At 41.6% G+C, this 13,977-nt stretch carries 15 protein-coding genes; 7 read left to right on the forward strand and 8 right to left on the reverse strand.

The window, feature by feature from the left end:
* Window positions 1–130: 130 nt before the first annotated feature.
* The 5 genes from serA to metK all read right to left on the reverse strand — a co-directional run bounded on the left by serA (window position 131) and on the right by metK (window position 4,526).
* Complete coding sequence (gene serA, locus DK924_RS01940) at window positions 131–1,360, reverse strand: phosphoglycerate dehydrogenase (protein ID WP_010387720.1); 1,230 nt, start codon at window positions 1,358–1,360, stop codon at window positions 131–133.
* A gap of 9 nt (window positions 1,361–1,369) precedes the next feature.
* Window positions 1,370–2,023, reverse strand: coding sequence for a ribose-5-phosphate isomerase RpiA (rpiA, locus tag DK924_RS01945; RefSeq protein WP_008110310.1), 654 nt, complete (start codon window positions 2,021–2,023; stop codon window positions 1,370–1,372).
* Window positions 2,024–2,074: 51 nt separating this feature from the next.
* Complete coding sequence (locus tag DK924_RS01950) at window positions 2,075–2,671, reverse strand: 5-formyltetrahydrofolate cyclo-ligase (RefSeq protein WP_109874218.1); 597 nt, start codon at window positions 2,669–2,671, stop codon at window positions 2,075–2,077.
* Between the two features lie 18 nt (window positions 2,672–2,689).
* A complete protein-coding gene (locus tag DK924_RS01955) occupies window positions 2,690–3,235 on the reverse strand; it encodes a hypothetical protein (RefSeq protein ID WP_109874219.1) in 546 nt (181 codons plus the stop codon).
* 139 nt (window positions 3,236–3,374) lie between these two features.
* Complete coding sequence (gene metK, locus DK924_RS01960; RefSeq protein WP_008110316.1) at window positions 3,375–4,526, reverse strand: methionine adenosyltransferase; 1,152 nt, start codon at window positions 4,524–4,526, stop codon at window positions 3,375–3,377.
* A 265-nt stretch (window positions 4,527–4,791) separates the two neighbouring features.
* Here metK and tkt point away from each other — a divergent pair, with 265 nt between their 5' ends.
* From tkt to DK924_RS01985, 5 genes are all read left to right on the forward strand, one after another.
* Window positions 4,792–6,783 (forward strand): transketolase, encoded by a 1,992-nt coding sequence (gene tkt, locus DK924_RS01965; protein WP_109874220.1) that lies wholly within the window; start codon window positions 4,792–4,794, stop codon window positions 6,781–6,783.
* A 298-nt stretch (window positions 6,784–7,081) separates the two neighbouring features.
* Entirely contained in the window at window positions 7,082–7,396 is a 315-nt protein-coding gene (locus tag DK924_RS01970; protein ID WP_010387728.1) for a pyrimidine/purine nucleoside phosphorylase, read from the forward strand.
* A 190-nt stretch (window positions 7,397–7,586) separates the two neighbouring features.
* Window positions 7,587–7,943 (forward strand): ribosome hibernation-promoting factor, HPF/YfiA family, encoded by a 357-nt coding sequence (gene hpf / locus DK924_RS01975; RefSeq protein WP_008110321.1) that lies wholly within the window; start codon window positions 7,587–7,589, stop codon window positions 7,941–7,943.
* Between the two features lie 142 nt (window positions 7,944–8,085).
* Complete coding sequence (locus tag DK924_RS01980) at window positions 8,086–9,318, forward strand: NRAMP family divalent metal transporter (protein WP_109874221.1); 1,233 nt, start codon at window positions 8,086–8,088, stop codon at window positions 9,316–9,318.
* Window positions 9,319–9,554: 236 nt separating this feature from the next.
* Complete coding sequence (locus tag DK924_RS01985; RefSeq protein ID WP_109874222.1) at window positions 9,555–10,133, forward strand: hypothetical protein; 579 nt, start codon at window positions 9,555–9,557, stop codon at window positions 10,131–10,133.
* Between the two features lie 259 nt (window positions 10,134–10,392).
* Here DK924_RS01985 and DK924_RS01990 read toward each other — a convergent pair whose 3' ends face one another.
* From DK924_RS01990 to DK924_RS02000, 3 genes are read right to left on the reverse strand one after another with little or no spacing between them, the layout of a single operon-like run.
* Window positions 10,393–11,580 carry a VWA domain-containing protein gene (locus tag DK924_RS01990; protein ID WP_109874223.1) on the reverse strand — a complete coding sequence of 396 codons (1,188 nt, stop codon included), beginning with the start codon at window positions 11,578–11,580 and terminating at the stop codon, window positions 10,393–10,395.
* A gap of 1 nt (window position 11,581) precedes the next feature.
* Window positions 11,582–12,430, reverse strand: a complete 849-nt coding sequence (locus DK924_RS01995; RefSeq protein ID WP_109874224.1) for a MoxR family ATPase — start codon at window positions 12,428–12,430, stop codon at window positions 11,582–11,584.
* Between the two features lie 54 nt (window positions 12,431–12,484).
* Window positions 12,485–12,709, reverse strand: coding sequence for a DUF1653 domain-containing protein (locus tag DK924_RS02000; protein WP_008110327.1), 225 nt, complete (start codon window positions 12,707–12,709; stop codon window positions 12,485–12,487).
* A 61-nt stretch (window positions 12,710–12,770) separates the two neighbouring features.
* On the opposite strand from DK924_RS02000, the gene DK924_RS02005 reads away from it, so the two are divergent.
* Window positions 12,771–13,250, forward strand: a complete 480-nt coding sequence (locus DK924_RS02005) for a DUF2947 domain-containing protein (RefSeq protein WP_008464232.1) — start codon at window positions 12,771–12,773, stop codon at window positions 13,248–13,250.
* A gap of 75 nt (window positions 13,251–13,325) precedes the next feature.
* On the forward strand, window positions 13,326–13,958 hold the full coding sequence (locus tag DK924_RS02010) for a hypothetical protein (RefSeq protein ID WP_008464230.1): 633 nt from the start codon (window positions 13,326–13,328) through the stop codon (window positions 13,956–13,958).
* Window positions 13,959–13,977: the final 19 nt, after the last annotated feature.

The following is a 13,977-nucleotide window of genomic DNA, read 5'->3' on the forward strand; positions in this document are numbered from 1 at the left end:
TAGCTGATAGCTGATAGCTGATAGCTGATAGCTGATAGCTGATAGCTGATAGCTGATAGCTGATAGCTGATAGCTGATAGCTGATAGCTGATAGCTGATAGCTGATAGCTGATAGCTGATAGCTGATTATTTAGTGAAGAATACGGGCTCTAATTGTGCCTTCAACAGCACTGAGTTCTTTTAGTGCTACTTCAGATTGAACGGTGTCTACGTCAATAACCACGTAACCAATTGCTTCGTCCGTTTGTAAGTACTGTGCGGCAATATTAATACCATGCTGAGCAAACGCTTGGTTAATTTGCGTTAACACGCCAGGGCGGTTGTGGTGCACGTGTAACAAGCGACTACGGTTGGCAAGTTCTGGTAATGATACTTCAGGGAAGTTAACTGCTGTAATAGTTGAGCCATTATCTGAGTACTTAGCGAGTTTACCTGCTACTTCAATACCAATATTCTCTTGTGCTTCTTGAGTCGACCCCCCAATGTGCGGCGTTAAAATAACGTTGTCGAATTCACGTAGTGGCGAAATAAACTCTTCATCGTTTGATTTAGGCTCAACTGGGAATACATCAATGGCTGCACCGCTAAGCTTCTTCTCTGTTAGTGCTTCAGCTAGGGCGTCAATGTCAACCACAGTACCGCGAGAAGCATTAATTAAAATAGCGCCTTGCTTCATCACGGCAAGCTCTGCTGTTCCAATCAAGTTTTTAGTTTGCGGTGTCTCTGGAACATGTAAACTGATAATATCAGCGCGTTGCAACAGCTGCGTTAAGTTATGTACTTGTGTAGCATTACCTAAAGATAGTTTGTCTTCAATGTCGTAATACTCCACGTTCATACCAATATTTTCAGCCATAATACCCAGCTGAGTACCAATGTGGCCGTAACCAATAATACCTAAGGTTTTGCCGCGAGCTTCAAACGAGCCATTAGCTGTTTTTAACCAGCCGCCACGATGGGCAGCGGCATTACGCTGTGGAATACCACGTAATAACAGCAATATTTCACCAAGTACAAGCTCAGCCACAGAGCGAGTATTTGAAAACGGTGCATTAAATACCGCAATACCGCGCTCACGCGCTGCGTTTAAATCTACTTGGTTTGTGCCAATACAAAAACAACCTACAGCAACTAGCTTTTCAGCTGCGTTTAATACAGATTCGTTAATATGAGTACGAGAACGAAGCCCTACAAAGTGCACATCTTTAATGCGCTCTATAAGTTCGTCCTCTGGCAACGATGTTTTAACGTAGTCGATATTGCTATAACCGTTACGTTTTAGCGTTTCAACAGCGCTTTGGTGAACACCTTCAAGCAAGAGAATTTTAATTTTGTCTTTTGCTAACGATACCTTACTCATAACCATATCCTATTTAATTTGTGGCCCATTTTTAGTGCCGATAATTACTTTATCAGCACCGCGCTCTGCAAATAGGCCGTTGGTGACTACGCCAACAATTTGATTTATTTGTGTTTCAAGCTGTTTAGCATGGGTAATTTTTAAATTATGTACGTCTAAAATAACGTTGCCGTTATCGGTTACAACACCGTGGCGATACACAGGGTCACCGCCAAGTTTTAATAATTCGCGGGCAACATAGCTGCGCGCCATCGGAATAACTTCAACTGGCAGTGGGAAGTCTCCTAAGGTATCGACTAGTTTTGTATCATCAACGATACATACAAACTGTTTTGCTACTGCTGCCACTATTTTTTCGCGGGTAAGCGCCGCACCGCCGCCTTTGATCATTTCATTTAAGGCGTTAATTTCATCTGCGCCATCAACGTATACATCAAGTGCTGCTACATCGTTAAGCTCAAACACTTCTATGCCAAGCTCTTTTAAGCGCGCTGTAGATGCTTCTGAACTTGATACTGCGCCAACGATGGTGTCTTTAACTGTGCCTAGGGCATCAATAAAGTGATTAACGGTTGAGCCTGTACCTACACCTACTATGGTGTTTTCTTTTACAAACTCGAGTGCAGCCCACGCAGCTGCTTTTTTTAATTCATCTTGTGTCATTGTTGTCTGCTCATTGGTGTCAAAATAGCTGTTAGTTTACAAGATTAGTTGTTACCAACAGTAGGTTTTATCGGGTGTTATGATCGTTTTTAGTGGTACATCCCACGATTCAATCGGTAACTCATCGACTTGTTGGCACGCATGTGCGAGGCCAATAAGTTGCGGTTTTTGCCAGTGTTGTTCGTATAAACGTGCCAATGTTCTATCGTAAAACCCACCTCCCATTCCAAGTCGATTACCAAATTTATCAAATGCCACTAATGGCATTAAAACGTAATCAAGCTCAGGTAAGGGGCATATTTGAGAGCAGTTCAGCTTAGGCTCCAAGATACCATAGCGATTTGCTCTCATGGGTGAGTTTTTTTCATAGCGTTGAAATAGTAAATTAGCCCCATTAAATGGATGAATTACGGGCAGGTAAATAGCCTGGTCAGTGTTCCATAATTCATTAATTAACAATGAGGTATCTAGTTCGCCATCATTACTTAAATAAAGCGCTATATGACTTTTTTTGGCCGAATTTATGCTTTTTAAGTGTTGAATAAAATTCACTTTAAGCGATTCGGCGGCTAATTCTTGCTGTTTTTTTGATAGGTTATTACGTGCTTTACGAATATCGTGTCTTATTTGTGCGCGATTATTACTCATTAAATAACTTAACCGTAATTAAAAAGAGAATAAATTAGGAAATAATAAGTACATAGCAAGTACAATAAGCAATATTACGGCTGTAGAAATCAGCGAATATAAAACAAGGCTGCCGCGTTTTTTGGGCTCAGTAGAGAGAGGCTCATCAAGCATTAAATCGTCATCTTCCCATACTTCATTGTTTTCATCAGGTAATGATAATTCAACTTCAGGGAGGCGTTGCTCAATATCTTCTAGTTTTTCTTCAAGGCGAATTAGGCTACTGGTAATGTAATCTAGGGCGTCAAATAAGCGCTGATCTCGCTGGCTGTCGTAAGCTGTTTGAGGTGCCGTTTGTGTAGCCGCAGCTTGCTGAAGTTTGCTTTTAATCCCCAGCGTTGAAAGTAACTTAGCTTGCTTGAGTGCTTTATCTTTGGGGCAAGGGGCAAATAACGGTTTGCCATCAAAAAAAGCAGCCACTTTTTCTGGCGAGGTTTTCAGCTTTTCTGTCAGTGCAGTGGTCACTGCTTGGCTGTCTGCACCTTCTGCAAGTCCTACAAATATAACACGAAAATTGTCGGCCATTTTTTATCCCTAATACGCTTTATTGTATAAGCAGAGTATATACCTAAAATGTTAAACAGTTCGAGACTGTTTTACGACTAACTTAATACACATAGCAAAACGGCCCTAAAAAGGGCCGTTTAAATATTAGCTAAGTGGCTTATAGCCCAGCTGCTGCGCGAAGTGCGTCTGCTTTATCTGTGCGTTCCCATGGGAATTCGTCACGACCAAAGTGGCCGTAAGCCGCTGTTGGAAGATAAATAGGGCGCTCAAGGTCAAGCATTTGAATTAGACCGTAAGGGCGTAAGTCAAAGTGTTCACGAATAAGTTCAATTAAACGCGCTTCTTCTAATTTACCTGTGCCAAATGTTTCAACACTGATAGAAGTAGGCTCTGCAACACCAATAGCGTAAGACACTTGAAGTTCACACTTATCAGCAAGGCCTGCAGCAACAATGTTTTTAGCAACGTAACGTGCAGCATAAGCCGCTGAGCGGTCAACTTTTGATGGATCTTTACCAGAGAAAGCACCACCACCGTGACGGGCCATACCACCGTATGTATCTACAATGATTTTACGACCAGTTAAACCACAGTCACCCATTGGGCCACCAATAACAAAACGACCTGTTGGGTTAATGAAAAATTTGGTTGCGCTAGTAATAAGCTCAGCAGGAAGTACTGGCTTAATAATTGTTTCCATTACCGCTTCTACTAAGTCATTTTGCGATACATCTTCGCTGTGCTGAGTAGAAAGTACAACAGCATCAATACCTACTGGCTTGCCATTTTCGTATGCAAATGTAACTTGTGATTTTGCATCTGGACGTAACCAGTTAAGCTCGCCGCTTTTACGAACCTCAGCTTGACGCTGTACTAAACGGTGAGAATAAGTAATTGGAGCAGGCATTAATACTTCAGTTTCGTTACATGCGTAACCAAACATTAAGCCTTGGTCGCCAGCGCCTTGCTCTTCAGGGCTTGTACGGTCAACACCTTGGTTAATGTCTGGAGACTGTTTACCAATAGTGTTTAAAATTGCACACGAATCGGCATCAAAGCCCATATCTGAGTGTGTGTAACCAATTTCACGTACTGTTTTACGTGTAATTTCTTCGATATCAACCCATGCGCTAGTAGTGATTTCACCACCAACCATAACCATACCGGTTTTAACGTAAGTTTCACACGCTACACGGGCATGAGAGTCTTGCTCTAGGATAGCATCAAGTACCGCATCAGAAATTTGATCGGCGATTTTATCCGGATGACCTTCAGAAACAGATTCAGAAGTAAATAAATGTTTTGCCATTGTAATTATGCTCACAAATATTGCGCTTCACAAACGTCGGTATTAGCGCTAAAAAATTAAGGCGCGTATTTTATCTAAAACAAGGGAACTTGCATAGTTTTTTTACGCCTAGACGTCTAAATAAAATATATAATAGTAAATGGTTCTTAAAAAATATTCATAATGTCCTATTTTTATGGGTTTTTAATTGCACACAGCCCCTACAATAAGTAAGAATGGAGGTATATAAATACCCGCGCAAATACATATAAAGGTAGGAGAATTCATGCCATCTCGCAAAGAACTTGCAAATGCTATTCGCGTCTTGTCAATGGACGCAGTACAAAAGGCCAAATCTGGCCACCCTGGAGCCCCTATGGGCATGGCTGATATCGCAGAAGTATTATGGCGCGATTATCTAAAACATAACCCAACAAATCCAGAGTGGGCTGACCGAGATCGATTTATACTCTCAAATGGTCACGGTTCAATGCTAATTTATTCTCTATTGCATTTAAGTGGTTATGATTTACCACTGGACGAAATTAAAAACTTCCGCCAAATGCACTCTAAAACACCAGGCCACCCAGAATATGGATATGCGCCAGGAATCGAGACTACTACGGGCCCATTAGGTCAAGGGATCACAAATGCCGTAGGTATGGCAATTGCTGAAAAAGCATTAGCCGCTCAATTTAACCGTGAAGGCCATGACATTGTTGATCACCACACTTACGCATTTATGGGTGATGGTTGTTTAATGGAAGGTATTTCTCATGAAGCCTGTTCGCTTGCTGGCACATTAGGCCTAGGCAAGTTAGTGGCATTTTGGGATGACAACGGCATTTCAATCGACGGTGAAGTTGAAGGCTGGTTTAGCGATGACACACCAGTACGTTTTAAAGCATACGGCTGGCATGTAATTAGTGACGTTGATGGCCACGACAGCGATGCTGTAAGTACTGCAATTAGCGAAGCCAAAAGCGTGACCGACAAACCAACGCTAATTTGTTGTAAAACAGTAATTGGATATGGCTCACCTAATAAATCAGGTAGCCACGACTGTCATGGCGCACCACTAGGTGATGACGAAATTAAAGCATCTCGTGAGTTCTTAGGTTGGACGGGTGATGCATTTGAAATCCCTGCTGACATTTATGCACAGTGGGATAACAAAGAAAAAGGCCAACAGCTTGAAGCAAGCTGGGACGAAAAATTTGCCGCATACGAGCAAGCATTCCCAGAGCTTGCTGCTGAATACAAACGCCGTACAAATTCAGATTTACCTGCTGATTGGGCTGAAAAGTCACAAGCGTATATTGAGCAGTTACAAGCAAACCCAGCAAATCCAGCATCACGTAAAGCATCGCAAAATGCATTAAACGCGTTTGGTCCGTTACTACCTGAGTTTATGGGTGGCTCTGCCGATTTAGCAGGTTCAAACTTAACAATTTGGGATGGCTCTAAAGGCTTAACGGCAGACGATGCAAGTGGTAACTACGTTTACTACGGTGTGCGTGAGTTTGGTATGTCGGCAATTATGAATGGTATTGCACTTCATAAAGGCTTTATCCCTTACGGTGCAACGTTCTTAATGTTTATGGAATACGCACGCAACGCGGTTCGTATGGCTGCATTAATGAAGCAACCAAGCATTTTTGTATACACGCACGATTCAATTGGTTTAGGTGAAGATGGTCCAACTCACCAACCAGTAGAGCAAATTGCCAGCATGCGTTTAACGCCTAACCTTTACAACTGGCGCCCATGTGACCAAGTTGAGTCGGCAATTGCATGGCAACAAGCTATTGAACGTAAAGACGGTCCTACATCATTAATCTTTACTCGCCAAGGCTTAGAGCAACAAGCACGTGATGCACAGCAATTAAGCGACGTTAAAAAGGGTGGTTATATCCTAAGTTGTGACGGCAACCCAGAGCTTATTCTTATTGCTACCGGCTCTGAAGTACAACTAGCGCAAGATTCTGCGAAAGAGCTACGTGCGCAGGGTAAAAAGGTACGTGTTGTATCTATGCCATGTACTGATGCGTTTGAAGATCAATCGCCTGAGTACAAAGAAAGCGTATTACCAGCAAGCGTTTCACGTCGCGTAGCGATTGAAGCGGGTATTGCTGATTACTGGTACAAGTACGTAGGTCTAAATGGCGCCGTAGTCGGTATGACCACCTTTGGTGAGTCGGCACCAGCTAACGAGCTGTTTGAATTCTTCGGCTTTACCGTAGAAAACATCGTTAATAAAGCAAACGCATTGTTTTAAGCGACTGCTTTAACATTTAAAAGCCCGTCCTGTGTATAGCAGGGCGGGCTTTTTTATGAGTTGTACTTTTATTACCTCTCTAAAGCGCAGCGTCTCATCGCCCTCTTTATGCATAAATTACTAAAAGATCTGTTCGAAACTCGCAGCCCGTTGCTCGAAGCATATCTCTCTATAAAGTCGTTCATTTTTAATCTTTTGGCTTCTAAATGAGTAATTTTCACAGCACTTAACTTGCAAGGTTTTTGTGTATCAGGCACTGTGGAGGTAACAAAATTATAAATTAATAACAGGAGTTAACATGCCAAAGTTCGATAACGTTAGTGTGGTTAAAAAAGCCAATGTATATTTTGATGGCAAAGTATCAAGCCGAACTGTGCTTTTAGGAAATGGTGAAGCGAAAACCTTGGGTTTTATGCAACCAGGTGAATTTGAGTTTAATACTAACCAAAAAGAGTGTATGGAGTTGTTAGCAGGGCAGTGGGATGTGTTATTACCAGGTGAAAGCGAGTGGAAAACATTTAATGCGGGTGAGTCATTTAATGTTGATGCTAATGTCAGCTTCCATGTAAAAGTAAGTGATTTTGCTGATTATTGCTGTTCATACACAGATTAATTACATGAATGGTTAAATTATCAGCACCTCTGAAAGGCCGCTATCACGCGGCTTTTTGCATACTTAATGCTAAATGAATGATCTAAATCAGGTGGGGTAATAAATAATTGCTAAATTTAGCTATTTTCTCTTGTGTTAATTCGTTTAGCCCCCAATACTAACTGTGAGGTAACATAAAAAAGGATACCCTATGAAAATTAATCTTTCTGGTCACCATGTTGACGTTACTGATTCTATTAAAGAACACATTAACGAAAAGTTTTCTAAAATTGAGAGTCATTTTCCATCATTGATAGCGCTCGACATTATTCTTTCAAAAGAGCATCACAAGTTCCAAGCAGAAATTAGTACAAATTATGAAGGTGCGCGAATATCAGTTAAAGGGGAAAACGAGGTTATGTACCCAGCCATTTCAAGCGCAGCTAAAAAACTCGATGCCGCACTAAAGCATCGTAAAGGGCAAATAAAAGCGAACTTACATGAAAAGCCTGTAAGTACCACACCTGAAATAGCACACGAAATCATCCAAGAGATGGATTTAAATTAATAACTAACAATGTGTTATTTTTAAAAAGAGCCTAAGGGCTCTTTTTTATTGCCTGTAAATTAGGTAAGTTATGCACTCACACAGTTTATTAATGATAAAAATTAATAATAAAAGCACATAACACACCAAATTTGAGAAGTTAATGCAGTACACACAAAGCACATGGAAGTCTCGGTTAGGGGCGCTCGGCCCGGGTATTTTAATGGCCACCGCTGCCATTGGTGGCTCACACTTAGTTGCATCGACTCAAGCTGGCGCATTATTTGGCTGGCAGCTATTTTGGCTTATTGTGGTGGTTAACGTTTTAAAGTACCCGTTTTTTCGCTTTGGTATGGAATACACACTCGCCACCAAAAATAGTTTAGTCGAAGGGTATAAAAACCAAGGGCCTGGCTATTTTTACAGTTTTATTGCCCTCAATATTATTGCCGCTGTGGTAAATACCGCTGGCGTATTGTTGCTTACGGCGAGCTTATTACACTACGCATTACCTATTAGCATTCCTGTTACCTTGTTGTGTTGGTTAATATTGGCTGTGTGTTTAATTATATTATTACTAGGGCACTTTAAAGCGCTCGATAACGTTGCAAAAGCTATTATGGGGCTACTTACTATTGCAACCATAACCGCATTAGTTATTGCTATAAATAACGGCCCTGTAGCCCCTGTAAACTATGTTGGCCCCTCACCGTATGAACTTGCCATGTTAGGCTTTATGGTTGCCTTAATGGGCTGGATGCCAGCGCCTATTGAAATTTCGGCTCTGAGCTCGTTGTGGCTTAAAGAAAAACAAGCTCAGCAAAGTGTGACTAAAAGCCAAGGCTTATTCGACTTTAATGTAGGTTATTGGTTAACCGCCGGGCTTGCGCTGGTATTTTTTAGTTTAGGTGCGTTAGTGCAATATGGGCAAAGCAGTAATATAGAGCTTGGCGGTGTAGCCTTTGCTAAACAGCTGATTGATATGTATGCACTTACTATTGGCGAGTGGGCAAGGCCTTTGGTATCTGCCATCGCGTTTTTATGTATGTTTGGCACCACACTCACCGTGCTTGACGGTTACGCCCGCACACTTAACGAATCGCATAAACTTCTTGGTTTTAAGCAATCAAAACATAGCTTAAATACGTGGCTTATATTACAAGCATTGGCCGGTATGGCGGTGATTTTATTTTTTAAATCAGCTCTTGGGCCCATGCTTACCTTTGCCATGACGCTTGCGTTTGTAACTACACCCGTTTTTGCATGGCTTAACTTCAGCCTAGTTCGCTCAGAGCCTGCGATTAAACACAGTCTATTACTGCGCAGTTTAACCTGGTTAGGCTTGGTGTACTTGGTTGGTTTTGCTGTGGCGTTTGTGGTTTGGAAGTTGATGTAATTTTATATTCGAGGTTCGAGGTGAAAGGTACAAACCAAACGATCTCTGCATAGATGTCGACTGTTGTAGACCCCGGTAGGCTTCAGCGAGCGAAGATAAGACGGTCAAAAATTATGATGTTTATCCTAATTAGTTAAAATATGAGTTAGATAGGGCTGAGTGAATGTACGATAACAATCCAATTGAGTTTATACACCGCTTATTTGGTATTCCTTACTCAGGAAGACGGTACTAAAATGGCAAGCTCGGCTAATCAACTCCCACCTGCCAACCCTAAAAAAGAGTGGCTTTCTATAGGCGTTTTATGTTTAATCATTACTCTCTATGCCTACAGTTTTAAATTAGAAATTAGCACATTAAGTCTTATTACTGAAAATGTAATTTCGTTAAAAATTAAACCTGTAGTAATTCCTTTGATAGTTATGATGCCTGCTTTTTTTGTACTCATCTACGGGATTTATCAAAGAATGCATGGTGATATATCAGAAAAATCGATGCGAAGGGGGCTATTTGTTATTATAGGATGCTTCCCTCTATTTCTGATTACCTGGTGGATTTACAGCTGGCAACTTAGTGATAAGCTTGAAAGTGAAGGCTATTCCATTTGTCACTGGTATTCAGGAGCTTCACAAGGGGCTCCTGAAATTTGGCTTTCAGATCCAAGTTACTGCATTGAATACGGTTATTTAGTAAGGATTGAATTACTTGAATGGCTAAAGCAGCAGCGGTTAAGTGGCAAAAAACCATCCATTGAAGTCTTCGAGAAGCAATTAGAATTCATGCTCAGTGAATACCATCAAAAATATGGTGCATGAACTACTTAAAATACATTAACTAAGTTCTTTTTTCGCTTTACTTACCCCATCTTAACTAAGTGGGTACATGCGGTTGTTCATTAACGCGGTGCGTCGGATTGTTTCTGGTGCATCCATCATTTTGTCGGATGGCGTAGCTTCGCCACTTATCCGACCTACATCAAAAGGTAGGTTGGTTAAGCCGAAGGCGCCACCCAAAAAAGTTATAGGTTCACGCCCGAAGCTCTGCTGCTGGCGCTGAGCTGTCGTAAATTAATATTTAACTCAGCTGTTTTATAGCGCTACTTATCCCATCCAAGCTCAGCGGGTACATGCGGTTGTTCATTAGCTGCTTTATAAAATCAATTGATTGGTAGTATGGCCAGTGTTCAACGGGTTGTGGGTTGAGCCACGCGACTTTATCAAAGTGGTTAGTGATTCGTGCCAACCATGCACTGCCGGGTTCTTCATTCCAATGCTCTACTGAGCCGCCAGGGTAGGCAATTTCATATGGGCCCATAGTGGCATCACCGACAAATATAACTTTGTAGTCGCTGGTAAACTTGTTGATCAGCGTCATGGTATCAATAACGTTTGAGTGGCGGCGTTGGTTATCTTGCCACACGTGTTCGTATAAACAGTTATGGAAGTAGTAAAACTCTAAATGTTTAAACTCGCTGTGGGCGGCGCTAAATAACTCCTCACAGGTATGAATGTAGTCATCCATTGAACCGCCAATATCAAACAACATCAATACTTTTACCGCGTTGTGGCGCTCGGGGGCCATTTTTACATCGAGCATGCCGCCTTGTTTGGCGGTCGCGCGTATGGTTTCGTTTAAATCAAGGGTGTCACTTGCGCCAGTACGAGCAAATTTGCGTAGTTTTTTAAGTGCCAGCTTTATGGTACGAGAGCCAATTTCACGGTCGGAATCTAAGTTTTTGTATTCGCGCTTATCCCACACTTTTACTGCTTGGCGATTACGGTTGCCGTCTTGACCAATACGCACACCCTCAGGGTTATAGCCGTATGCACCAAAAGGCGAGGTGCCGCCTGTACCTACCCACTTATTGCCGCCAGCGTGGCGTTTTTGCTGTTCTTCTAGGCGCTCTTTTAGGGTTTTCATTAGCTCGTCGAGCCCGCCCATGGCTTTTAGTTGGGCTTTTTCTTCATCACTTAGGTGCTTTTCAAACTCTTTACGCAACCAATCTTCAGGTAAATTGTGTTGCTGTTTTAAGCTCTCGAGCAGGTCTAAGTCGGCAATACCGCTAAAGTAATCGCTAAAGGCTTTATCGAACCGGTCAAAATGGGTTTCGTCCTTTACCATAATAGTGCGCGCTAAATGATAAAACGCGTCTACATCAGCAAATATAACGCCTTGTTTTAAAGCGTTAATTAAATCGAGTAGCTCTCTTAGGCTCACTGGTAAGCGGTATTCTCGTAATTTGAAGAAAAACTGTACCAACATGTTAGCGACGGCTCATAAACGCAAGTTTTTCGATTAGGCTTATGTCTTGCTCGTTTTTAAGCAGCGCACCAAACATCGGCATTAAACCGCCTTTTTGCGCTTTGTCGTGCAGGATTTTTGCGTCTATATCTTCAGCCATTAATAGTTTTAACCAATCCAGTAACTCGCTGGTGGATGGCTTCTTTTTAAGGCCATTGGCTTCGCGTAAGTTAAAAAATACTTCTAGCGCTTGGCGAACTAAATCTTGTTTAACATGCGGGTAGTGCACATCAATAATTTGCTGCATTTCGTCGCTATTTGGAAAATCAATATAATGGAAAAAACAGCGACGTAAAAACGCATCAGGCAGCTCTTTTTCATTGTTTGATGTGATGATCACAATAGGGCGCTCTTTAGCCACAATGCGCTCACCGGTTTCGTATACATGAAATTCCATTTTATCGAGTTCGAGCAGTAAATCGTTTGGAAACTCAATATCGGCTTTGTCTATTTCGTCAATAAGCAGTACTGGGCGTTTGTCGTTTAATTCAGCGTACATGAAGGCTTGCCACAGCTTACCTTTAACTATGTAGTTGCTAATATTGTGAACGCGCTCATCACCTAGCTGGCTGTCGCGCAAACGCGATACTGCATCGTACTCGTACAAACCTTGCTGCGCTTTAGTGGTTGATTTTATATGCCACTGAATAAGCTCAGTATCTAAACTTTTCGCTAACTCTTCAGCCAGCATGGTTTTACCTGTGCCAGGCTCGCCTTTAATTAAAAGCGGTTTTTGCAGCATAATAGCGGCGTTTACTGCCTGTTTTAATGCTGAGCTTGCGATGTAATTATCAGTAGAATTAAATTGCACGGGTTATCCTTTATCTGGTCTGAGCAGTAATTGTTATGCGTTATAATGCCATAGTTAATCGGCTTCACCAAGGTAGGCAAAACGGGCGATAGTTTTACCGTCTTTTTCTACGGTTTCAGTAAACATACTTAGTGGGCGTGCCCATATGCCGTATTCACCGTATAAGGCTTGGTAAATAACCAATTGCTCGTTGGTTTCGCTGTGAGTCGCCACATGCATAACTTTATATTGTGGGCCTTTGTAGTGTTGATATAAACCCAGTTTTAGTGCTGTAGTCATAGTCTGTTATCTTGTATAATTTGCCTTCGCTTTTTATTATGCCAAAGAATACAGCAATACTATGAATTATATTTCTCTTGATGATTACAAAAAAGCCTGGGTATTTCGCCACAAAGATATTCCGGTTTCAGATATTGATGCAGCCAATATTAAACCTATGACCAGCGAGCGTGCGGCCGTACTGTGGACAACCATGGTGAGTCGTGAACATGATCATCCAGACTTTTTTGATAAAACCGATTGGTGCGCGCAAGAGCAAAACTTTAGCCAAGAAATTAATTGGGAAGATGCGTGGGAAAGCGAAGAACCCCAATTTCCAGATGCTATTTTGAACCACTTAGATTGGCAGGCTAATACCACAGTGTATTTTTGCATGGCACGCGACAATATTATCGAAACGACATTTGATGTGTTTAAACGTAACTGGCAAAACTTTATGTTTTTGGCTGATGGCAGCTTATTAATAGGTAAAAAGCGCAGTACTATGGTGCAATTTTTAGAATCAGGTATTGCAAAATTAGGTGAAAAGCCAAGCGCTTAAATTACTACAAGTGCTTAAAAACTGTGCATTACTGTGTTATAAAACAGTATTAAAATGTTTTTTTGAGTACAGCGATTGGTTGCTAAAAATAAGCAGTTTAACACAAGCCAGCAAGTTGAAATGTGGCAAACTGATGCACAAAAAGTGCTTTACGCACAATTATGCAATGCTTTTTATCAGCGTGAAGTTCAGCGCTTAGTGGCTGAACCTAATGGTGACCGTTTACGCAGGCAATTAAAAAGCCTGCCTTATTATATTGAACGTGCCGCAACACGTGTAGCTAATGCACCATTGCCTTTTACGCTTGATGCGCAAAATGGAGGCTGGCTTGAAAAACAAAAACCTACACCGCCAGAGGCTAATCCTGCAGCGAATGAACTTTTTTATCAAGCGCATGCCAAAGTAGGGCTAATAATTCCGGTATTATTACAAAGTCACGGTCAAATTCGGGTTAGAATAGATAGCATTGATCAAGTAGCTGATACGCAACTGCATTGTAATGAACTTGGCTGGTTTGATTTTTTAGGCCAAGGACTTGAGCAACAAAGTGCGCAATTGCTTAAACCTAGTAAAACGAGCCTTGCAGCGGCGTGTTGTGGCCACCAGTGGCAGTTTTCAAAGCGTAGCACGCCACGGGTTTTGTCATTACGGGAAATGTTACTAGCTGCCAATATTAATTGGCGTAATGTTAAGCGGCCGTTAGCATAAGTAGATAATTAAAAATTAA

Source organism: Pseudoalteromonas sp. meg-B1 (genome assembly GCF_003173795.1).
GTDB classification, from domain to species: domain Bacteria; phylum Pseudomonadota; class Gammaproteobacteria; order Enterobacterales; family Alteromonadaceae; genus Pseudoalteromonas; species Pseudoalteromonas undina.